20 protein-coding genes and 1 pseudogene are annotated in these 22,778 nt (G+C 38.5%); 2 read left to right on the forward strand and 19 right to left on the reverse strand.

The window, feature by feature from the left end:
• Positions 1-59: 59 nt before the first annotated feature.
• The 7 genes and pseudogenes from AC2CGN_RS19330 to AC2CGN_RS19360 form a co-directional block, all read right to left on the reverse strand.
• Positions 60-1,322: pseudogene (locus AC2CGN_RS19330) on the reverse strand (UvrD-helicase domain-containing protein); the annotation flags it as partial.
• 1 nt (position 1,323) lies between these two features.
• The gene (gene addB / locus AC2CGN_RS19335) at positions 1,324-4,833 is read right to left on the reverse strand and encodes a helicase-exonuclease AddAB subunit AddB (RefSeq protein WP_484515659.1); all 3,510 of its coding nucleotides are present in this window, start codon (positions 4,831-4,833) and stop codon (positions 1,324-1,326) included.
• A 79-nt stretch (positions 4,834-4,912) separates the two neighbouring features.
• Positions 4,913-5,062, reverse strand: a complete 150-nt coding sequence (locus AC2CGN_RS19340) for a hypothetical protein (RefSeq protein ID WP_484515661.1) — start codon at positions 5,060-5,062, stop codon at positions 4,913-4,915.
• 102 nt (positions 5,063-5,164) lie between these two features.
• Complete coding sequence (locus AC2CGN_RS19345; RefSeq protein WP_484515663.1) at positions 5,165-5,314, reverse strand: hypothetical protein; 150 nt, start codon at positions 5,312-5,314, stop codon at positions 5,165-5,167.
• Positions 5,315-5,332: 18 nt separating this feature from the next.
• Complete coding sequence (locus AC2CGN_RS19350; protein ID WP_484515665.1) at positions 5,333-5,470, reverse strand: hypothetical protein; 138 nt, start codon at positions 5,468-5,470, stop codon at positions 5,333-5,335.
• A 45-nt stretch (positions 5,471-5,515) separates the two neighbouring features.
• Positions 5,516-6,139: a TVP38/TMEM64 family protein gene (locus tag AC2CGN_RS19355; RefSeq protein ID WP_286925737.1), complete on the reverse strand. Its 624-nt coding sequence runs from the start codon at positions 6,137-6,139 to the stop codon at positions 5,516-5,518.
• A gap of 11 nt (positions 6,140-6,150) precedes the next feature.
• Positions 6,151-6,702 (reverse strand): helix-turn-helix domain-containing protein, encoded by a 552-nt coding sequence (locus tag AC2CGN_RS19360; protein ID WP_313372988.1) that lies wholly within the window; start codon positions 6,700-6,702, stop codon positions 6,151-6,153.
• Between the two features lie 124 nt (positions 6,703-6,826).
• Between AC2CGN_RS19360 and AC2CGN_RS19365 the strand changes: the two genes are divergently transcribed.
• Positions 6,827-7,558 carry an AzlC family ABC transporter permease gene (locus AC2CGN_RS19365; protein ID WP_484515668.1) on the forward strand — a complete coding sequence of 244 codons (732 nt, stop codon included), beginning with the start codon at positions 6,827-6,829 and terminating at the stop codon, positions 7,556-7,558.
• Complete coding sequence (locus AC2CGN_RS19370) at positions 7,555-7,881, forward strand: AzlD domain-containing protein (RefSeq protein WP_283870862.1); 327 nt, start codon at positions 7,555-7,557, stop codon at positions 7,879-7,881. The genes AC2CGN_RS19365 and AC2CGN_RS19370 overlap by 4 nt, the downstream gene beginning before the upstream one ends.
• 48 nt (positions 7,882-7,929) lie before the next feature.
• On the opposite strand, the gene AC2CGN_RS19375 is transcribed toward AC2CGN_RS19370, so the two are convergent.
• The 12 genes from AC2CGN_RS19375 to AC2CGN_RS19430 all read right to left on the reverse strand — a co-directional run bounded on the left by AC2CGN_RS19375 (position 7,930) and on the right by AC2CGN_RS19430 (position 22,715).
• The gene (locus tag AC2CGN_RS19375; protein WP_054770141.1) at positions 7,930-8,169 is read right to left on the reverse strand and encodes a DUF2198 family protein; all 240 of its coding nucleotides are present in this window, start codon (positions 8,167-8,169) and stop codon (positions 7,930-7,932) included.
• Positions 8,169-9,365 (reverse strand): PDZ domain-containing protein, encoded by a 1,197-nt coding sequence (locus AC2CGN_RS19380; protein WP_484515671.1) that lies wholly within the window; start codon positions 9,363-9,365, stop codon positions 8,169-8,171. Before AC2CGN_RS19380 ends, AC2CGN_RS19375 begins: the two co-directional genes overlap by 1 nt.
• A 127-nt stretch (positions 9,366-9,492) precedes the next feature.
• The gene (locus AC2CGN_RS19385; protein ID WP_484515673.1) at positions 9,493-10,944 is read right to left on the reverse strand and encodes a S41 family peptidase; all 1,452 of its coding nucleotides are present in this window, start codon (positions 10,942-10,944) and stop codon (positions 9,493-9,495) included.
• Between the two features lie 309 nt (positions 10,945-11,253).
• The gene (locus AC2CGN_RS19390; protein WP_484515675.1) at positions 11,254-11,844 is read right to left on the reverse strand and encodes a redoxin domain-containing protein; all 591 of its coding nucleotides are present in this window, start codon (positions 11,842-11,844) and stop codon (positions 11,254-11,256) included.
• A gap of 27 nt (positions 11,845-11,871) precedes the next feature.
• Complete coding sequence (locus tag AC2CGN_RS19395) at positions 11,872-12,510, reverse strand: hypothetical protein (RefSeq protein ID WP_484515677.1); 639 nt, start codon at positions 12,508-12,510, stop codon at positions 11,872-11,874.
• Between the two features lie 252 nt (positions 12,511-12,762).
• Positions 12,763-14,064, reverse strand: a complete 1,302-nt coding sequence (locus AC2CGN_RS19400) for a murein hydrolase activator EnvC family protein (protein ID WP_484515679.1) — start codon at positions 14,062-14,064, stop codon at positions 12,763-12,765.
• 69 nt (positions 14,065-14,133) lie between these two features.
• The gene (gene ftsX, locus AC2CGN_RS19405; protein WP_369594638.1) at positions 14,134-15,018 is read right to left on the reverse strand and encodes a permease-like cell division protein FtsX; all 885 of its coding nucleotides are present in this window, start codon (positions 15,016-15,018) and stop codon (positions 14,134-14,136) included.
• Positions 15,008-15,694, reverse strand: a complete 687-nt coding sequence (gene ftsE / locus AC2CGN_RS19410) for a cell division ATP-binding protein FtsE (protein WP_054770143.1) — start codon at positions 15,692-15,694, stop codon at positions 15,008-15,010. Before ftsE ends, ftsX begins: the two co-directional genes overlap by 11 nt.
• Positions 15,695-15,952: 258 nt before the next feature.
• Complete coding sequence (locus tag AC2CGN_RS19415; RefSeq protein ID WP_484515682.1) at positions 15,953-17,140, reverse strand: DUF4097 family beta strand repeat-containing protein; 1,188 nt, start codon at positions 17,138-17,140, stop codon at positions 15,953-15,955.
• A 177-nt stretch (positions 17,141-17,317) separates the two neighbouring features.
• Entirely contained in the window at positions 17,318-20,182 is a 2,865-nt protein-coding gene (uvrA, locus tag AC2CGN_RS19420) for an excinuclease ABC subunit UvrA (protein WP_429980396.1), read from the reverse strand.
• Between the two features lie 7 nt (positions 20,183-20,189).
• On the reverse strand, positions 20,190-22,169 hold the full coding sequence (uvrB, locus tag AC2CGN_RS19425; RefSeq protein WP_484515684.1) for an excinuclease ABC subunit UvrB: 1,980 nt from the start codon (positions 22,167-22,169) through the stop codon (positions 20,190-20,192).
• 303 nt (positions 22,170-22,472) lie between these two features.
• The gene (locus AC2CGN_RS19430) at positions 22,473-22,715 is read right to left on the reverse strand and encodes an IDEAL domain-containing protein (RefSeq protein WP_054770144.1); all 243 of its coding nucleotides are present in this window, start codon (positions 22,713-22,715) and stop codon (positions 22,473-22,475) included.
• Positions 22,716-22,778: the final 63 nt, after the last annotated feature.

Genomic DNA, 22,778 nt, shown 5'->3' on the forward strand with positions numbered 1-22,778 from the left:
TTCTTAGTTCTCCTAGCAAATATGCTAGTGGCTAATCTTTTCAATTAGCAACGTGTCGCACTATCTTGATACTCATCCACAAGTACTTCTTTAAAGCGCTTTTTTAAATCCATAGCAACAGGTGATGGCTGTATATCTCCATTTACTTCCTCTGATAAAATTTGGAGGGCAAAATGCTCTAAATCTGAGAAATCAATAATTCCCCGTTCTAATTTTGCTAGACGAAACTGTTCACTAAACACATTTGTCAGTCCCACTAATGTGCCAATCGTTGGGGCCATTAAACGAATTTCCTCTAGCAGGCGAGCAGGCGTTCTAACAAAATAGGTTTCTTTTATTTTGTTAACAATTTTTTTAGCAGCCTCTCTCTTTTTCTTTGCAAGCTCCTGTAATTCCCCATCCACTAAAGCATCCTTTGACACTCGCTTTAACGTTGACCATTTGACAGTGGCAAAGTAATCAAAGAGCTCCTGCCATGTCCCCTTTTGGCTAATACGAATGCCTTCCTGAATCATTGCAAAATCAATTTCTGCCGTTTCAGCATAGGGTGCTGGTCCTGTTGGCTGTAACGTTATTACTCGCATTTCAGAAATTAATACAAATGCTTCTTCAAGACTATGCTTTACGGTTAATTTCACATATTTCGACAACTCTAAATCATCAATCGTCACATCCTCCGCTAACTCATATGTTTTAGGAAGACTGTTCAACCATTTTTTCGGTACTGCATGAACGCAAGATGTATCATAGAGCTTGCTAATTAACGTTTCAATAGCTTGATCATCACGATCCGATGTAAAACTATCGACTAAACGAAAGATTGCTTGAACTTGCTCCTCATCCTCAGAATCATATGCGGCTTCAAGTACATCTGCTAAAATATCATCTCTCAACAAGGCAACCTCTGCCTCATTTGCAATACGAAAGCCTGGATCAATGTCTAATAAATAGGCATACTGTTTTACAATGGCTAGGCAGAACGAATGTAATGTTGAAATTTGTGCTTTATTAACTAGACTAAGCTGGCGTCTTAAATGATTGGAAGTAGGGTTTTCTGCAATTGCCTTTTCAAGCGCCTCAGCCATTCGATGACGCATCTCTGCTGCAGAGGCATTGGTAAAGGTCACAACTAACAGCTCATCTACGTTAATCGGATTCTCTATTGCAATGACCTTTTCAATCATACGATTAATCAGTACAGCTGTTTTCCCAGAACCTGCCGCTGCAGACACAAGTGTATCCTGTCCACTTGCATAGATAGCCTTCCATTGGTCATCAGTCCATGTAACATTCATTGGTTTTTCAGGTATTGCTTGTACCAAGTTACTTCATCTCCTTTCGTATTTTTTCAACAATTTCATTTGGCTTCGCTTGCATTAATTGTCGATAGCTTTGCTTGCCATCAGAAGGATCAAATTGACAAACAGCAGAAAACTGACAATAATCACAGGCTGTTTTTGATTTTAATTTATACGGACTGATAGAAGTATCTCCAGATAGAATACCATTGCCAGCCTCTTGATGCTTTCGACGCACAAAATGCTGCAAATTTTTCATATCGTTAACAGGAACTATCCGTGACTGAGATTCGGATGGTGTTCCATCTTTTTTCATATATACAGGAATGATTTTCGAATGCCCACTCAATTCTTCCAACTGCTCGTCCATTGATAAAATGGCCTCTGCATTCTCTGATAGCAGTCCCTTCATTTTATATTGCTTTAAACGATCCTCTTCTATTTCACTATCACTTAAATCCTTGTCAAGCTTTAACATTGGGTTATGAACATGTACATACAGTACCCCTGCTGGCTCTGTTTCGCCTGGTAGCCAATAAGAGCTGTTTTCCATCGCTACATCTAAATAAGTAAGGACCTGTAAAGATAGTCCATAGTAAACTTCATTTAAATCTAAATCACGAGCTGAAGATTTATAATCGACGATGCGTAAATATGAGCGATCATCGATAGACGCGCTATCCACTCGATCAATACGGCCACGCATAAACATTTTCTTCCCACCAGCTAAATCGATTTCAAGAGGAGGAAGCTGTTCATGTTGACCTGGTCCAAATGATGCCTCAATAGCAATTGGCTTAAAGTGGGAAACATTTGCATGCTGTGTCAATGCCGTCATTGTTCGTTCAACAATACGGATAAGCTTACGTTGAATATAACGATAACGCGCACTGGATAGTAGGATTTGATGAGAAAAGACTGGCACAATTTGCTCCACTGCTTGGCGTGCCAATTGTTTAATTTGCTGTTTCGTTAAACGTACCCACGACAGCTGTTGTCGATGTGTCTCTTCTGTAATCCATTTCAGTGCTTCATGGAATAAATCACCCATTGCAAAGGTTTCTAATCTATATTCTGCACGTTCCTCTAACCGAAGCCCATAGGTTGTAAAATGCGAAAATGGACATCTGAAATATTTTTCAATTCGAGAAACACTGGATGTTAGTTTTTGACCGTATAACTCCTGTGTAATATATGTTTCAAGTGGTTGTGCTTCATTTTTATGCGTAATAGGTTGGAGAACCCGTTCAAAAATCAGTGCCCAATATGGATCCTGCTCATAAAATTTTTCTAATGCCAGCCATTCTGGCGCAAGCTCACGGCTATGCTCAGCTTGTCGTAGTTGCATCATAAGATGGGCTAAAGCTGTGCGTGGATGACGTAAATATGGTAGTGGATTATCTTCTAGTAATTCAATTGGATCCATAACAACCCGCTCAACAGCTACCCCACTTAAAAGACCTGGTGTATTTCCATTGCCGATTATTTTTTTTATATAAAGTGAAGATAATAACGCCTTCCCTTCTTCATCCGCTGTAGGATAGGACAAGAACAATTTATCAGAAGGTGTCGTTAAAGCTCGATATACTAAGAAATTTTCTTGGAGTAAACGATTTTTAGATGTCGGTGCAAGCTCATACCCAATTTGGTTAAACCATTCACGTTCAACATCTGATAATAATCCCTCATACTCCATACGTGTTGGGTAGATTCCATCATTGATGCCTAAAACGAAAGCAACTTTGATATTTGATAAACGAGCTAAATCAACCGTCGCTACCATTACTTCATCTAAGGTAGGTGGAATGCGAGAAAATTCTAATGTATCAAAGCCCTCATCTAGAATTTTTGCTGCTTCCTCGACAGTCATTTGTTGTTCCCCAAACATATACACAAATTGATCAAGCACAGCGATCCATTCTTTCCATGCTTGGTCATGTTCGCTAGCTGCTAAGGCATCACCTCGATCCAGTTCACGATCTTTCAAAGTCTGCAGCTTATCATAGACCTTTAAATCCTCAATTATTTGAAATAATGCAGTCGCTACATCTCTACCTGTTGTCGCTACTTCTAGCCTGTCTTGTAACAATTTTAGTGGTTGTCGAATTTCATCTCGAATAGCCTCTATTTCCGCCTGCATAGCACGTTCCTCATCTGTTTGTACCTTAGAATGGAATTCAAGACCACGATATTTTTTGAAAAACCATCGAGATTCCTCAAACCACCGCTCACCATAAATACCCTGTGCTAAGCAATAATTCTCTAAACGATCTGCACGCTCACGCCAAACATTTAGCTCAGCGTGTAATGGGAAAAATAAATCCGTTTTGACACTACGGAAAATCGGTTCGTACTTCCAATTAGAAGTAACCACTTCCAAAACAGAACGACTAAGCTCTATTAATGGATGATGAAGCATGGTTTTTTTAGAATTTGTAAAAGTAGGAATTTCATATTGCTGAAAAATTGTAGAAATAAGTGGATCATAAACTTCTGCTTGTCTATAAAGAAGCACAATATCTTGATAACGATAGCCATCCTCCTTTGTCAGCTTTGTTATTTCCCGGGCAATGGCATGTATCTCAGCACGTCGATTGGATGCTTCAAGCACCTTAACATCACCAGAAGTTTCTATTGATTGGGGTACCAATTTCGAAAATTCTTCTTCGACATGCTGTAAATCTTTAGATTGAAAACGATACGTATAGTAAAAATGTAATGGTGCATCAACTTCAATACCCTCTTCATTTGCAATATCGTGTAATCGTTTATTGGTTAATGCAGCTTCATGAAATAAAGACTGCTCATCATAAGCTTCATCAATATGATCAAAGGGCAGAACAACTGTAACTTGTTTCGTCACCTTTAATAGCTCCTTGACTAGCTCCAACTCTCGCACAGTAAAAGCTGTAAATCCATCTATATAAATAGTAGCTTGCTTCATCGTCTCAGAATCTTTCAAATGCTCGGTTAAGATTGGATAATAGCCCTCACTATCGACATAAGTCGTACCAAGCCGATCCTCTAAAGCTTGTAAAACTACCTGTAAGTCATTAGTTTTAGCTTGTAATGTATGCGGAGCATCCACGGCTTTTAAGGATGCAGTTACTTCTGCTAGCACCGAGCTATTGACACTATAACGACTAAACTCACGTAATAATGTCTCTATTTCCTCTGTAAAACCTCTTTTTCCAGCAGCTTGACGAAATAATGAAAACTCATCTTTTTGTTCCTCTAACAGTTTACGAATAAGCATTCGATAGCCATATCCATTAACTTCTTTTCGTGCAATACCGCCAGTTTCCTGTAATACAAGCCATGCTAATCGTTTAAATGTCATGACCTGTGCACGGATTAACCCCTGTAAGCCATACTTATTCGTTAGCTCATACTCCGTCGAATAAGACATTTGGTCAGGAACAATCACAAAAATCGGATGCCCCAATGGCTCTGATTTTAATTGCTCAACAATCTCTTGATGAATAAATGTTGATTTACCAGTTCCTGATCGCCCTGAAACAATGCGCAATGTCATATAAGGTTCCCCTCCTATATCTATTTATTGATAAACCTGTATTTTGAATGTTTTATGTCAATTAAACCTAGTCACTTTTCTATTCTACCTGAGCGCTTCCAACTTGAAGCGGAGCGATTTTCTCTTCAACCCGAGCGATTCCCACTGGGAGCAGAGCGGTTTTCTCTTCAACCCGAGCGATTCCCACTTGAAGCGGAGCACTTTCCTCTTTAACCCGAGCGCTTTTCACTGGGAGCAGAGCGGTTTTCTCTTCAACCTGAGCACTTCTTACTTAGAGCGGAGCAGTTTCCTCTTCATCCTGAGCCTTTTTCACTGGGATCGGAGCACTTTTCTACACAACCCGAGCTGTTTCCAATTGGGGCGGAGCAGCTTTCACTTCAACCCGAGCGATTCCAACTTGGAGCGGAGCAATTTTCTCTTCAACCCGAGCGCTTCCAACTTGGAGCGGAGCACTTTCCTCTTCAACCTGAGCCTTTTTCACTAGGAGCGGAGCACTTTCCTACACGACCCGAGCACTTCCCACTTGAAACGGAGCACTTTCCACTTCAACCCGAGCGCCCCCCACTAGAATCGGAGCACTTTTTCTCTGAACACTAGCTGCCTTTCCTAGGAATAAGATAAAAACCCCTTCTCTCATTTTACATGATACAAGGGGTTAGATGTGTATATTCAACTTCCTTACTTAATGATGTTTCGTCATTTTTCGCACCTGCTTTAGATCTCTCTCCACACGTGCATTTAATCGCTTCTCTATAAGCTTGCCGATCCACCAAAGTAAGACAATGGCAATTGCTGCAATAATTAGTCTTACAGGGCTTGTTAGTAACGATTTTAAATCATAACCAAGCACGCTCATTCCTAAGATCATAACGAACTTACCTGCCAATAGCACCACTAAATAATATTTTTTATGAATATGGGAGAGTCCAGCTACTATGTTGACAATTACAGACGGTGTAAAAGGAAAACAAAGTAACACAAACAGTGGGCTAATTCCATTCATATCAACCCATTTAATTAGCTTCTTGACCTTACTACTCCCTGTTACAAATTGTAGCTTCGGGTGCTTGCCAAAATGTCGTACAAGTAAAAATACAGCATATGACCCAGCTACAGAGCCTAACCACGATAATAAGAAACCAAACCATAAACCAAACGCGCTAGCATTGGCCACAACGAAGACAACTAAAGGTAAAAACGGTAAGAATGCTTCTATAAAAGGTAATAGCAATCCAATGACTGGGCCCAGCGTCCGATACTGTGCTGCTACATGTTCAATATTTTCTACAGTAAACCATTCATTCAAAATCGACACCTCTATTTATACTGCAAAATTAAATGTAAAATCGTTAACGTTTCTGAAGTATTTTTATATTCATGGGGCTGATGACCTGAGAATACCAATGTATCCCCTTCCTTAATTAATTCATGCATATCGCCAGCAGAAATAATAGCTTGTCCTTGTATAACAATTACAGTTTCTTCTACCCCTTCTGTATGTGCTTCACTCCTACTTAATGCACCTGGCTCCATTTCGATCTTGTAAAACTCCCAGCCACGCTCCGGATTATAAGGAATAATCGAATAAACCCGATAGCGTCCCTCATCTTCATCTACATGCGGTGCATCATCACTGCTATATTTCATGAAATGAGCTGTTGGTGGCTGTAATAAAGAGGAAAAGGAAATGCGCATCCCCGCAGCAATTTTCCAAATGGTTGATACAGTTGGATTGGCTTCTCCCTTTTCAATCTGTGCAAGTTGTGCCTTACTTACACCTGTAGCTTTGGAAACATCGTCTAAGCTTAAATGACGCTGTTGTCGAATCTTCTTTAATTGAAATGCTAAATTTCGGCTCATTTGTTCCACTAGTATTCACCATTTTCTATTGTTTATTTTATCAGACATATGTATACTTTAATAAACATCAAGAACTATCAAACTATTCCATCATTAGTATACATGGAAATTTTTCAGAAGGGATGACCTATTTATGACAAGTACAACAGAGCTTCGAAATGAAGCAACTCACTCACCAAATGACAGCTTTATACAAGGCATAAAAGATTGTATCCCGACATTACTCGGTTATATTAGTATAGGACTTGCTTTCGGTGTTGTAGGTTCCGCATCTGGCTTATCAGTACTCGAAATTGCACTTTTAACTATATTGATTTATGCAGGGTCGGCCCAATTCATCTTTTGCGCACTCCTTTTAACAAATAGCCCTGCTTCTGCTATCATTGTAACCATTTTTGTCGTAAATTTACGCCATTTATTAATGAGTTTAACAATAGCTCCACATTTTACACGCTATTCCATGCTCAGAAATGTTGGATTTGGTACATTGCTAACAGATGAAACTTTTGGTGTAGCCGTAACAAAGCAAATGCAGACAGGCAAATTGTATGGAAAATGGATGGATGGGTTAAATGTCACCGCCTATTTGTTCTGGATTCTCTCCTGTGTTGCTGGCGCATTTTTAGGCCAATGGGTGGCAAATCCAGAGAAATGGGGTTTAGATTTTGCCTTAATAGCGATGTTTGTTGCATTGCTTGTCCTTCAGCTTAGCAGTGTTGGGAAAAATAAAATTATGCATTACCTTATGCTAATTGGCTATATGATTGTTATCATGTACGGTCTATCTTATCTTGTACCTTCACACGTAGCTGTTCTTCTTGCAACAGTTATTGTAGCGACAATTGGGGTGGTGACAGATAAATGACAACAACTGCTTATATGGTATGGCTAATCATTGGCTGTGCACTAGTAACTTGGTTACCACGTGTTATTCCTTTTATTTTTGTTCGCAATGTTAAACTTCCAGAAATTGTCCTAAAATGGCTAAGCTTTATTCCTGTTTGTATTTTGAGTGCTCTTGTTATTGAAAACTTATTGGATACTGACAGTGGGAAAGTTGTTACATTGAATTGGCCAGTATTTCTTACATTTGTCCCAACTTTAATCATTGCACTTCTTACAAAAAGCTTATCTATTACTGTTGTAGCAGGCGTCATTATTATGGCAGCCGTACGATATTTCATGTAAAAAGGTCAGTCCGAAGCGGTATATCACTTTGGACTGACCTTTATTGGACTAAGGATTGAAATCTTTTTTATGCTTCATTTTACTGGCTAACCAAAAACCTACAGTTAACGAAAATGCATCAATCACAAAGATAATAGGTGGAGAAGTATACCCTGCATAGACAGATGCCGCAATAAGGGCAATCGCTAGAATCAAAGCAACATAACGATTAAACGTAATCCTAGTAAACAATAATACTAGTAATGCAGGTACAAATAATGCTAACACCATTTTCCCGAAAACATCCATTAGATATCCCTCTGCTCAGCTAGCAATAATCCGATTCGGTAATGATCATTGCTATAGATTACATGCTGTGTTAGGCGTATTTCATTATTACGATCTAAAACCTCTAGACGACAATGTGCTGCGTTTAATTGTAAAGCTTCATATAATTCAGCTTCAGTAAAAATAGGGCGTCCATTTACTTTACGAATACACTCTCCTACAAGTAGACCCATTTTTTCAGCAGGCGAATCTGGTAATACTGCTGCGATAATGGCCCCTTTTGTACTTTGTGAAACTGCATAAATATCAGTTTTATCTTGCATTGCATAATAGATGGAAATAATGACACGGATTACTATACCTACTGCTAAGGTTATAAAACCGATAAATGGCTCCAAGTATGCTGCTAACCCACCGATTACGATAAGCTGTCCTAGTATAAGCACTGATCTCCCTATTTTAGGCAACTTCAAGGCCGGTAACTCTTTTCTCGCAAGCTTTGAAAATCCTATGACTATCGGAAATAGGACAAGTGCAAATTGATTATCACCTAATGTGAATTGTGGCCAATAGGGTAATGCTGATGGAATAACTTCTCCAGGCATTACAAAGAAAATTGGTAATATCCAAACATTTCTTGAACGATATACAATAGCCTGCATCCCACGCTTCGTTTTTTCCACACAAGGCGTTGTTACCTTAATGGCTGTTCGACGAATTAATATACCCTCAGCAATCACACATAGGCCTGTTAAAATGGTAATAGTTACGATAGAACCTTCTAATAAATTTACACCTTCCACTGATATTTTCCACCATGAAAAAGTCCAATGGTAATGAAACATTCCCCATATGGCGAAAGCAGCAAGTCCCATCGTATAAATAGGAGAAAGTGCGTTTATAAAAAATAGGATTAGTGCCAAAATCGAAATAGCTATCAGCCATAATAAAAAAGCTTTAGGTACTGTTAAACCGGCACCAACACTTAATAGTGAAATAATAAGGGCGTAAAGCCAACCATGCTTCCATTGCCCAACTAATTCTGTCCATCCCCAAACAATGCGTCTATTAAAAAATTTACGTTCCTGCTTTACGCGACGATACCCTAAAAAAATTGCAAAAATAATTGCAATATAAAGTAATGGATTGAGTAAAAAGCGGCCAATCGCTGTTACAACTTCAATTAAAATATCACTAACCATACGAACACCCGCCATTTCTGTCTTTAATACTATGAATTTATTGTATCAAACGACTACTCACTTGCGTAGTACAAACTAAAGATATTGTCATTACATAATGATATTCAGCGGATGTCTTTTTTACAAATCAAATTTCTATTATCTACTGTTCTATATTGTGCAATAAAAAGCTTGTCGCCATTTGGAACTGTAAATCATTTTGGCGATCCATTTTATACTGCTTTAAAGTATCATTTAAGCTATTAAAGAATGTTGAATCTAGATAAATATTATCTTCTGCCTGCTTTAATTTTTTCTCATCTCGGTACTGCATAACTGCTTCCTCTGTCTTTTCATCCAGATAACCATCTAGGCGATCAATTTTATAACCTAGCTTTTTTAAAGCATTCTGTGTATATGAGATTTCCTCACTCATATCCCCGACTTTAAACTTGCCTGACAATGGATGCATTTGGAAGGCGAATAATTCGTTTTGTTCAATCACTAAATTTGCTTCTATTCCTTGCCCATGAATCCATTCACGTTTAGGTGTCAGCCATTTATTTGTGGATAGTTTTAGTTCTCCACCATTTGATAAAGCCCAAGATTCCTGTACAGTTCCTTTACCGAAGCTCTTAACACCAACGATGGATGCACGCCCCCATCCTTTTAAGGCACCACCAAGTACCTCGCTAGCCGATGCACTGCCTTCATTTTGTAAAATTACAATCGGAATTTTATACATCGCTTGTAAATATTTCTCGTCAAAGCTTTTTGCTTCTGTTTTTAATGGTTCCATAGCACCTTCAGCATTTTGCATATACGCAAATACTTTGCCATTTTCTAATACCGTGCTCAGTAGCGCTGCGACGCTATGTAAATACCCTCCTGGATTATCTCGTACATCAATAACAAGCCCCTCAATATCTTTTCTTAGTAATTTACTCGTTTCAGTGACCCATTCATTTGCCGTTTTTTCACCGAAGATAGAGATTTCCACATAGCCGATTGACGTATTTTCTACCTTGATTACTTCACTTGATACCGTTTTATTCGATATTGCAGCTCGCTCCATTGTCATTTTTATATGCTTATCCTCACTGGGACGATAAACGACAATGGTAACTTTCGTGCCCTTTTTCCCTTGAATTAATTGCATTAACTCACTCATCTTTTTCCCATCTACTCGAACTCCATCTACTTGTACAATTTCGTCGAGAGAGCGCATGCCTGCCTTCTCCGCTGGGGATGAACGAACAGGAGATACAACAATAAATTTGCCGTTATTTTCAGCTAGCTCAATACCAATGCCCACTCTTTCTTCAGCTAACATTTGTCGATGCTGCTCTGCCTCCTCCTTTGAATAGTAGGTACTATAAGGGTCCTTAATCGCATCTGCCATACCTCGCAGTGCCCCCTCCACCAATGATTCCTTTTTCGTATTATATACAGATTTCTCCTCAATCAAGTTCATAGCTTCATTGATTGATTCAACCTCTGTGACGACTGGCTCCTTTTTATTCCCCCCACCTAAATTAAACCAGTCAAAATAAATTCCACTACCTAGCAATAAGCTACTAGCTAGTACTCCGACACCAGCCATTATTTTGCGCAACTCTTCCCTCCTCCGTCTCTTTTACTGTATGACTTTTTTTTTTCAAACATACAAGATTGCGCTTCAAAATAATTTATTAAATGCCAGATGCGTCTAATTCAATAGTTTTCATCAATTACGCCCTAGGCTAATAGTTTTTGAATCTCCTCTGCAAAACCTATAATATTTACTGTGGACTTTACGTAGATGGCAGTTTTCTGTACCTAAAAACATTTGATGTTGTCGCTGCCCTTTCGCTCACTAAAGTTCTGCTGAATCAAAAAAAACTGCTACGCCTCTAAATAGAAACGAGCAGATTTATTCGTGTGTTTAGTCTAACGCATCCGCATAAGTTTTTAACATATCAGCATCCATCGGGCCTCTTATAGCTCGTTGAATATAGCCATTAGAATCAATAAAGTATGTTGTAGGTATTGTCAATATTTTGTACTCAGAACCAACTGAATTCTCCGGGTCGAGAACAATAGGAAAGGTTAATTCGAAGCTATCTCTAAAGGTCATTACTGTATCAATTTTACCATCTGCCGTCAGATCTCGTTCACCCGAGGTTAAATTGACAGCTACAATTTCTACATTATCGTCTTTGGCATATTGTTCGTAATAACTTTGCATATGCGGCATTTCTGCTTTACATGGCGGACACCAAGTCGCCCAAAAATTTAAAACAACCTTTTTTCCACGAAGACTACTCAATGTTACCTTTTCTCCATCTAGGCTGGTAAGTGTAAAGTCTGGTGGTGTGTCTCCATTTTTCAAGCCAATAGTCCGCTCCTCCATCTCCTTTCCTAGTGAAGCTGTTTCAATTTCTCGCTCCTTATCAATTTGCTGTCTAACATATGTACCAACCATCGCAACTACTAACAATATGACAACTAGTAGCCCTATATTTTTCTTCTTCATTATTTCCCTCCAATGATTTTTGCTCTTTTAACAGCCGTCTTTCGTTTCAAATTTTTTTACAAAAAGCTGCAACCGTAAACCCATTATAAGTAATATAACGCTGATCCCTACAGCTGGTTGCCATAACCCAAGCGGCTGAAAGTTAGCTACAATAATTAATCCACTTGTATAGATAAATAATGCATAATTGAGAGCAGATACTTTCCATAATATGAGGATTGTTAGTACACTTAGTACAGCTAAAGTTATAATTTCACTATTAGTCGGATTATCATTCAGTATTACAACTAGCCATTGATAAATCGATTGAGTTAAAATAATTGCCCAGCTGTAGGCACTTGCTCCTATTACATCAAACTGTAATTTTTGTTTCTTCCAAAGAAGCTGCAGTGATACTGCTATAGCAGCTAATAAGACACCTACTGTACCACCATTGAAATAAAGCAATGCAAAAGGTTGAGCCATAATAGTTTTAGCATCAGTTACAATGACACTAAATTTCCAAACAAGTATAAAGGTCAAAATGGCATCGGCATATACCCCAGACCATTTTTTAGGGAATTGCATTCGTAAAACTAGCCATACAATGACAAATGCCATTAGAAGAGCAACAGCAGTTGCCGGCAATGTTAATGTCCGAATAGAGTACCATTCCGTATTAATCACCCAAAATCCTCCACAAAAAGATATTTTCAGCATAGCATATATTCTTTGTGTGAAACGCCATTTCACACTGTTTTAAGAAATTCTTCAGAAAGTAATTTAAAAATGTATACTTCATCATTTCTATATACCCTTATAGGTATTATAAATTGTAACATTAAAGAATTGATTTGTATAATACAAGCAGTTCATCTACTTTGTTTAAACATCAAAAAAGCCATACATTAGACTATGCTAATGTATAGCTTCACTATTTTACAGCGGAATATACTTCAACGGATTGACACTACCAACTGCTTGTCCACGCCAAGCGCCAATATGCACCTCAAAGTGTAAATGTGGTCCTGTTACGCGACCAGTACTACCCATTGTTGCAATTTGCTGACCTTGAGAGACCTCTGCACCTACACTTACATTGAAGGAATTTAAGTGTGCATATACTGTCGTATAGATTTGGCCATCGATAGAGTGTGTAATAATGACTACATTGCCATATGTGCTAAGTGGTGCCGCGTAGGATACAACACCATCAGCTGCTGCCCATATGGGTGTTCCTGTCTTATTGGCAAGATCCACACCATAGTGGAATTCTGGACCCGCGCCAATATTACGCCAGCCATACGGTGAGGTTAAACGACCATTTGTAGGTGTAATCCATGTACCATCTGATTGTGGTGCATTGACAGTTGATGAACCACCACTCCCATGATTGCCTGCATTTGCTGCTGCAGCAGCTGCTGCCTTGCGTTTTGCTTCCTGCTGACGAGCAATTTCCGCTAATCGATTTTGTTCATCAATAATTTTTTGTTGTAATTCCTCACTAATTTCAAGGGCTTCGGAATATTCTTTTTCTAGTAATACTTTTTCAGATTTGAGCTTTTCCTGCTCTTTTTCTAATTGATCTACTAATTTATTTTTCTCTGCTTTCTGTCCATCTAAGGATGCCTTTAAACGTTCAAGTTCAGCTTGTTTTTCTTCAAGCTTTTGACGTTTATTTTCTAAAGCCTTCTTTTGTTCCTCCAAAGTTTGCTTGTCCTCTTTTTGATCACGGATAATTTGACGATCCGCATCTAATAAAGCATTCACAGCAGAGAATCGATCGATAAAATCTACGAAGCTATTAGATCCTAATAATACGTCTAAATAGCTAACAGAGCCGCCCGCTTGGATTGCACGAGCACGATCCTGCAACAATAAATCCCGCTCTTCAATTTTACGTAGAAGCTCTGCTATTGAATCCTCTAATGCTTTTATTTCTTCATTAGTAGAGCGCACTTCTGCAAGTACATTTTTGATATTACTATTGGTTTTGTCGATTTCAGCGTTCAACGTTTGAATTTGATCTAACAGCTTTTGTTGCTTGTCTTCATTTGCAGTGATTGCATTTGTTTTATTTTTAATGGATGAATTTAATTGATTTTTCTTTGTTTCCACTTGTTTTTTTTCATCTTTTAAATCCGATAAACTAGTTGCATACGCTGATGGAGTTTGGATAAAAAGAAATAGTGCAGATACTACTGCAAGTGTTTTCATTGAGTTTTTCGCCTTACTTTTCACCGACTGAACTCCCCTTCGACTATTTTTTTGTAATGTAGATTGATGTTGTTAGTGCTGTCAATCCTCTAGCTAAATTTTTAAAAACTTACGCACTGACATGAAACTTCCCCAAATACCGATTAGTACACCAATTAGTAGTAGTAGACCGCTTACTTGGTACACAAGAGGTGAAAAATCAAGTACTTGCACTAGCTCGCCTTTTAATCGAGGCGCTATAATTTTATATACATTGTGATAAAGGGTTGCGACAACCGCAATCGGAATAATAGAGCCTAATACCCCGAGCCACATTCCTTCCAATAAAAATGGGATACGAACAAATGAATTCGTTGCTCCAACAAGCTTCATAATTTCTATTTCATCTCGACGGGCTATAATCGTAATACGAATCGTATTTGAAATTAAGAAAATAGCTGTAAATAATAATCCTAAAATCAACACTATACCAACATTACGGCTAATATTTAAGAAGTTGAAAAGCTTTTCTACCTTACCCTCTCCATACATAACATCATATGTATACTCAAATTTATCAATTTTCTTTGCAACAGTAGCTGTTTGCTGAGGATTTGAAGCTTTTACGTAAATAACATTTCGTAATGGATTACTTTGTTCAAATAGTTTAAAATCGTCCCCAAAATCCTTTACTAATTTGGTTAGCTCTTCTTCCTTCGTGGAATAGGTCATTTCGGCAATATCCGGCAATTTTTTAATTTTTTCAATTAGCGCTTTTTCTGAAGCCTCATCTGCTGTTTCATCAATCAATACTTTAATTTCAACATCATTCTCTAAATCAGAAGCAACCTTATTTAAATTCATCATAATAAGCGCAAAAACGCCTACTAAAATTAATGTAACTGTTACGGCACTTACTGAGGCAATGGTCATCCAGCTATTACGGCCAAGGGATTTGAAACTTTCTCGGAAGTGACGTTTCACCGTATTAAATTTCATAGCCGTATTCACCTCCGTGCTCGTCACGGACAATCATGCCGCCCTCAATCGCTATCACACGACGTCGAATCGTATTCACGATTTCACGGTTATGGGTTGCCATTACAATCGTTGTGCCACGTGCATTAATTTCCTCAAATAAATTCATAATCTCCCATGATGTTTCAGGGTCAAGATTCCCAGTTGGCTCATCGGCAATCACAACCTTTGGAACATTGACGATTGAACGTGCAATCGAAACACGTTGCTGCTCGCCCCCTGATAGTTCATTTGGAAACATTCTCGCCTTATGTTTTAGCCCGACAAGCTCTAACACTTCCATCACTCGACGTCGAATTTCCACTGGCTCCTCTTCAATTACCTCTAAAGCAAACGCAACGTTCTCATAGACATTTAATCGAGGTAAAAGCTTGAAGTCCTGGAAAACTACACCAAGCTGTCGACGTAAAAAGGGTACCTTCTTATTTTTCAAATTTGCTAAATCTATCCCATTCACCGTGATTTCACCTGAAGTTGCTTTTTCTTCACGATACATTAATTTAATAAATGTTGATTTACCCGCACCACTTGGGCCAACAACATACACAAATTCTCCTTGCTTTATGTTAACGGAAATCCCATTTGTCGCAACAACGCCATTTGGGTATTTCTTTGTCACATTCTTCATTTCTATCATATTTAAACCACCTAAATCTCTTACCTATGTAAGAAGTATTCTCTTACTATTATAGCACTCTATTTCTGTTTTTTTATTACAGTTTCATTTCATTCCGTGCCAGTTCCTACTATTTCGTTCTTTCATTACCATTGTCATCCCATAATTATTATAAAACTCGACATCAAAGAAAACAGAAAATCGACTTTGATTACCAGAAAATGAGACAAAAAAAGCATTCAAGACTATGTTTGTGCATAGCTTGAATGCTTTTTAAGCTTAAATATGCTGCTCGTCAGTTGTTGTATAGCGAACTAAAACTGCACCTGTTTTTGATTCGCCTTCAATAAACAGACGATTCGCATTTTCTACTTCTTTATCAAAACGTACAACTTTGGATAAGAATTGATCTTGTGATTCAATCTTTGATGCATCTTGAATACCTACATCTACTTTTCCAAAATTAGTGACAATTTTTCCGCTTAATGAAATGGTACGTGGTACATACAATTCAACTGCACCAGCAACTGTTTGTGCTTTAATTTTTGATGAGTTTGTAGAGCAAGTTGTCACAACGACATGTCCATTAACCGATTTTGCTTCTATTTCATCCAATGCCCCATCTAAATAGACACGACCGTTTAATGTTTCAGCCTCTAAATCTTTACCACGAACATTCGTCAATTCAATCGATCCATTTGAAGAGTCTACTTTAGCTTTTTCAAAATTAAACTTAGAGCCCTTGATAGCACCATTCAATGTTTTCACTTTTAAATGGTCGAAGCCTATATCTTGTAAAGATACACTACCGTTCATTAAACGGACTGATAATTTTTCCAACTGCTCCTTCGGTACAAGAACTTTAACATTTACTTGAACAAGCTTTAATTGACTTAAAATTCTTAAAGAACCTTCATCTTCTTTTACTACAAATTGTTCTAGGAAATGGTTACGTGTTTCTTCTTCACTATCATTAATAAGTGGTGCCTTCACCTTACAAATGACTTGGAAGCTATCACCTTCAGTAGATTCTAAAGAAAAATTGCCATTCGGTAATTCAACAATTACACTGTCCACATGTTCAGCTGTCACTTCTTCCGTATGGGTAAATTCTACTTTATCACCAAACGGAGAAGATACATCAAATTCCTTTACTTTTTTCACGGCTGTATTCATCATATCCATAAAGATTGAGCCAATCTGTGTTAAATCTTTACGGAAATCCTGCATCTCATCCTGGAAATGTTTCATAAAATCAGTATCTTTTTTTTGCTGTTCTTTAGTTTGTTCATTGAAGAGTGTCTCTTTTTCTGTTGAGGATTGCTGCCCCTCTTTTGACACATCATTCATAACATTTTGAGTAGACTTGCTAGGTTGCTCCAATGCTTCTAATAATGTAATCGCCTCTTGCGCTGAAATTGTTCCTTTTTCCACAAGTTCTAAAATTCGTTGACGTTCATTTTGCATAAATAAAATAGCCTCCCTCAGTTCGTTATATTATTTATACGATTCATTTTGTGAAAAGTTTCACCATAGAAATGAAAAAATTGGGGCTAAAGCTTCTAAGAACTTTTTGGAGCATCCTTTGTAAAAAAAATCGCAACAATCACTTAGAAAGGAACGTTACGATTTTTGTATTTTACTTTATTGGGAAGCCTTTGCTAAAGCAGCTTCCATACGCATACGATCGCGCTCTAATATTGGTTTTAAGTATTTGCCAGTATAAGACCCGCTTACCTCTGCGACCTCTTCTGGTGTTCCTGTTGCCACAATTGTGCCACCCTTGTCACCACCCTCTGGCCCTAAATCGATAATGTAATCAGCTGTTTTAATTACATCTAAATTATGTTCGATCACTAATACCGAGTCACCATTTTCTACTAGGCGCTGCAAAACAACAAGCAATCGTGCAATATCATCTGCATGTAAGCCTGTTGTGGGTTCATCTAAAATGTAGAATGATTTCCCTGTAGAACGTCGATGTAATTCAGAGGCTAATTTCACACGCTGTGCCTCACCACCAGATAGGGTTGTAGCAGGCTGTCCTAATTTCATATAACCTAATCCAACATCGACAATCGTTTGTAGCTTACGTTGGATTTTTGGAATATTTTCAAAGAACACCACTGCATTTTCAATCGTCATATCTAAAATATCTGCAATGCTCTTATCTTTATACTTCACTTCTAATGTTTCACGATTGTAACGTTTACCATGACAGACTTCACAAGGTACGTAAACATCTGGCAGGAAATGCATTTCTATTTTTATAATTCCGTCACCACGACATGCCTCACAGCGGCCACCTTTAACATTAAAGCTAAAACGCCCTTTTTTATAGCCACGTACCTTTGCCTCATTGGTTGTAGCAAAAACATCACGAATATCATCAAAGACACCTGTATAAGTAGCAGGGTTGGAACGAGGTGTACGACCAATTGGAGATTGGTCAATATCAATAACCTTTTCAAGCTCCTCCATCCCTGTCACTTCTTTATGCTCACCTGGCTTAACCTTTGATCGATTTAGCTTTTGGGCCAATGATTTATATAAAATTTCGTTTATCAGCGTTGATTTCCCAGAGCCAGAAACCCCTGTCACTGATACGAACAGGCCAAGAGGTACATCAACTTTTACATTGCGTAGATTATTTTCCTTGGCACCTTTAATGGATAGTTTACGACCATTTGGCTTACGTCGCTCAATTGGTAATGGAATGAACTTTTTACCGCTTAAGTATTGCCCAGTCAAAGATTTCTCATTATCCATGACCTCCTGTGGCGTACCTGCTGCCACAATTTGACCTCCATGAACTCCCGCACCAGGTCCAACATCAATAAGATAATCCGCTGCTAGCATTGTGTCTTCATCATGCTCAACAACTATCAGTGTATTACCAATATCACGCATATTTTGTAATGTACTGATAAGACGATCATTATCTCTTTGATGCAAGCCGATGGACGGTTCATCTAAAATATAGAGTACGCCTGTTAAACGAGAGCCGATTTGTGTTGCAAGACGAATGCGTTGCGCTTCTCCTCCTGAAAGTGTTCCTGCTGCTCGACTTAATGTTAAATAATCTAACCCTACGTTTACAAGGAAGCCGAGACGTTCTTCAATTTCACGTAAAACAAGGCGAGCAATTTTCATATCCTTTTCTGATAAATCCAGCTCTTTGAAAAATGTATCTGCCTCCTGAATGGAATACTGTGTCACTTCTCCAATATGCTGATCCGCAATTTTCACAGCTAATGTTTCTGGCTTTAAGCGATAGCCTTTACAAGAAGGACAAGCCTGCTGAGCCATATATTTCTCCATTTGCTCACGGACATAATCAGAGGTTGTCTCCTTAAAACGGCGTTCAACATTCCGTACAACGCCCTCGAATTCAATCATTTGATCTCGGACATTACCAAACTCATTCTCATAATGAAAATGAATCTTATCTTTACCAGAACCATATAAAATTTTATCCATTTTTTCTTTTGGAATATCCTTTACAGGGACATCCATCGGAATATCATAGTGATCACATACTGCCTTTAGCAGTTGCGGATAATACTGTGAGCTTGTAGGTTCCCATGGTGCAATAGCATGTTCTAATAATGTACGACCCCAATCTGGTACTACTAAATCTAAATCGACCTCTTGTGTTGAACCTAGCCCATCACAGCTTGGACAGGCACCAAAAGGACTATTAAATGAAAACATGCGTGGCTCTAGCTCCCCAATAGAAAATCCACATAATGGGCAGGCATGATGCTCACTAAATAATAGCTCCTCATGCTCCATAACATCCACAAGAACCCGTCCATCAGCTAAACGTAACGCTGTTTCTAAGGAATCACTAAGACGTGCAGCAATACCTTCCTTCATCACAACACGATCAACTACGACTTCAATAGAGTGCTTCTTGTTTTTATCAAGTTCGATGGCATCATCTAAATCCCGTAGTTCGCCATCAATACGGACACGAACAAAGCCTTGCTTTTTTAAATCTTCCAATAGCTTTACATGCGTCCCTTTACGTCCAGATACCATTGGCGCAAGAAGCTGCATCTTTGTTCGTTCTGGATACGTTATTAAGCGATCGACCATTTGCTCAATCGTTTGGGAAGTAATTTCAATGCCATGATTTGGACAAATCGGCTTGCCAATACGAGCATAAAGTAAACGCAAATAATCATAAATTTCGGTTACCGTTCCAACTGTTGAACGGGGGTTACGGCTCGTTGTTTTTTGATCAATTGAAATAGCAGGAGATAATCCCTCTATCGCATCAACATCAGGTTTGTCCATTTGACCAAGAAATTGACGGGCATAGGCAGAAAGTGACTCTACATAACGACGTTGCCCTTCAGCATAAATCGTATCAAATGCTAATGATGATTTCCCTGAGCCTGATAAACCTGTTAATACAACTAATTGATCTCGTGGAATTGTGACATTAATATTTTTTAAATTATGTGCTCGTGCGCCTTGCACGACGATTTCAGTATTTTTCACAAGTCATTCACCCTTCTGCCTTCAATTCAAATATTGTATCGCGAAGCTCTGCAGCACGCTCGAAATCCAGGGCTTTTGCTGCTTCCTTCATTTCTACTTCTAGTGAAGCTAATAATTGCTCCTTCTCCACCTTTGTCAGCTTTTTACCTTTTGTTGCCTTTGTTACATAGGATTCCTCTTCTTCGGCAACTTGTGTCGCACGTATCACATCAGGTATTTTCTTTACAATCGTTTTCGGTGTAATACCATGTTCTTCGTTATACGCCATCTGTAATGTTCGACGACGCTTCGTTTCCTCAATCGCCTTTTTCATAGAGTCTGTTATATTGTCAGCGTACATAATAACATGACCATTGGCATTTCGTGCAGCACGTCCAATCGTTTGAATTAATGAACGTTCTGAGCGTAAAAATCCTTCCTTGTCAGCATCTAAAATTGCTACTAGTGACACCTCCGGAATATCTAGCCCCTCTCTTAAAAGGTTAATACCAATTAACACATCATAAGTCCCTTTACGAAGCTCACGAATAATTTCAATACGCTCGAGCGTCTTAATTTCTGAATGCAGATATTCCACCTTTAAACCCATTTCCTTCAAATAGGCTGTTAAATCCTCTGACATTTTTTTCGTTAAGGTTGTTACAAGTACTCGTTCATCATGCGAAATGCGGTCTTGAATTTCATCAATCAAATCGTCAATTTGTCCTTCAATTGATCGCACATCAATTAGCGGATCTAGCAGCCCAGTTGGACGTATAATTTGTTCCACCATTTCTGGAGAATGTTCAAGCTCATAGGGACCAGGTGTTGCCGATACATAAATAGCTTGATGAACTCGTTTTTCATATTCCTCAAAACGTAATGGGCGATTATCAAGCGCTGACGGCAAACGGAAGCCATGCTCGACTAACACACCTTTACGTGCCTGGTCACCATTGTACATTCCCCGAACTTGTGGCAGTGTAACGTGACTTTCGTCAACAACCAGTAAAAAATCATCTGGAAAATAATCGAGCAGGGTATAAGGAGTCGCCCCTGACTCACGTAATGTTAGGTGACGTGAATAATTTTCGATTCCTGAGCAAAAGCCCATTTCACGCATCATTTCTAAATCATAGCGAGTGCGTTGCTCTAAACGCTGAGCCTCTAATAATTTATCCTCGGCACGTAAAAGCGCTAGACGTTCTTCTAACTCTTTTTCAATATTTTCAATGGCTTTCCGCATTTTTTCTTCTCGTGTAACGAAGTGGGATGCTGGGAAAATAGCGACATGATCTCGATCTGATAAAATCTCCCCTGTTAACGCATCCACTTCACGAATACGGTCGATTTCATCACCGAAAAACTCCACACGAATACAATGCTCATCACGGGATGCTGGGAATATTTCCACCACATCTCCACGTACTCGGAACGTTCCGCGAGTAAAGCTAACATCATTGCGTTCATATTGAACATCTACTAGCTTGCGTAGTAGCTGATTGCGTTCAATTTCCATGCCTGTCCGAATCGATACCACCATTTCACGATATTCCTCTGGAGAACCTAAACCATAAATACAGGATACAGAAGCAATAATAATAACATCATCACGCTCAAATAATGCAGATGTGGCAGAGTGACGTAATTTATCGATTTCATCATTGATACTTGAATCTTTTTCAATATAAGTATCAGTTTGTGGAACATAGGCCTCTGGCTGATAATAATCATAATAGCTGACAAAGTATTCTACAGCATTATTCGGGAAGAATTCTTTAAATTCACTATACAATTGACCTGCCAGTGTTTTATTGTGTGCCATAATCAGTGTCGGTTTTTTAATCTGCTGAATAACGTTAGAGATAGTAAACGTTTTTCCTGTTCCTGTTGCACCAAGTAATGTTTGATGACGTTTCCCCGCACGTACACCCTCCACTAATTCTGCGATTGCCTGTGGTTGATCCCCATTAGGCTGATATGGCGCTTGTAAATCAAATACTTGCACACACGCCCCCGTCCTTTCCTTCCAATTTGTACATTTATTTTAGCATAGCAGCACTAAAATTTCGAACATTTAACGAACGAATGTTTGTAAATTCTTTTCTCTTTCGATAAAATAACAATATTGTTATGAATCCTTCAAGTAAATTATGGAATACCTTTATACTCTTATAATAGCCGCTTCATCAAGTTTTCAAGCCCTTTCAGCTAAACAGATTCCCCTCATACAATAACGAGTTAATTCTTTTACTAACTTATACGCAAAAAAATCCCGCCCTCCAATTTTCAGGAGGGCGGGCTCGTCATATTATTCACTTGCTGCTTGGCGTAATACTGTTAGTTCATGTGCGTATAGATGAAATGCCTTTTCATCTTTTTCATCGAGTGCTCTATCTATCAGAACCATGAGCTGCTCTTCACGATGCATACGCTGGATATGATTTAAAAATAAATCCAAATAAATCTCGTTCAATAATTTCTCTGCCTCATCAACTTTCTTTGACTGACCCACGGCTTTTAGAAAATCTGTATACGAATAATATTTATCCAACGATCTCACCTCGATCCTTTTCTAAATTATATGAAAATTGAATTTAAAATGCAATGCATAAGA

The sequence above is a fragment of the Lysinibacillus sp. DFXJR4 genome (assembly GCF_057196045.1).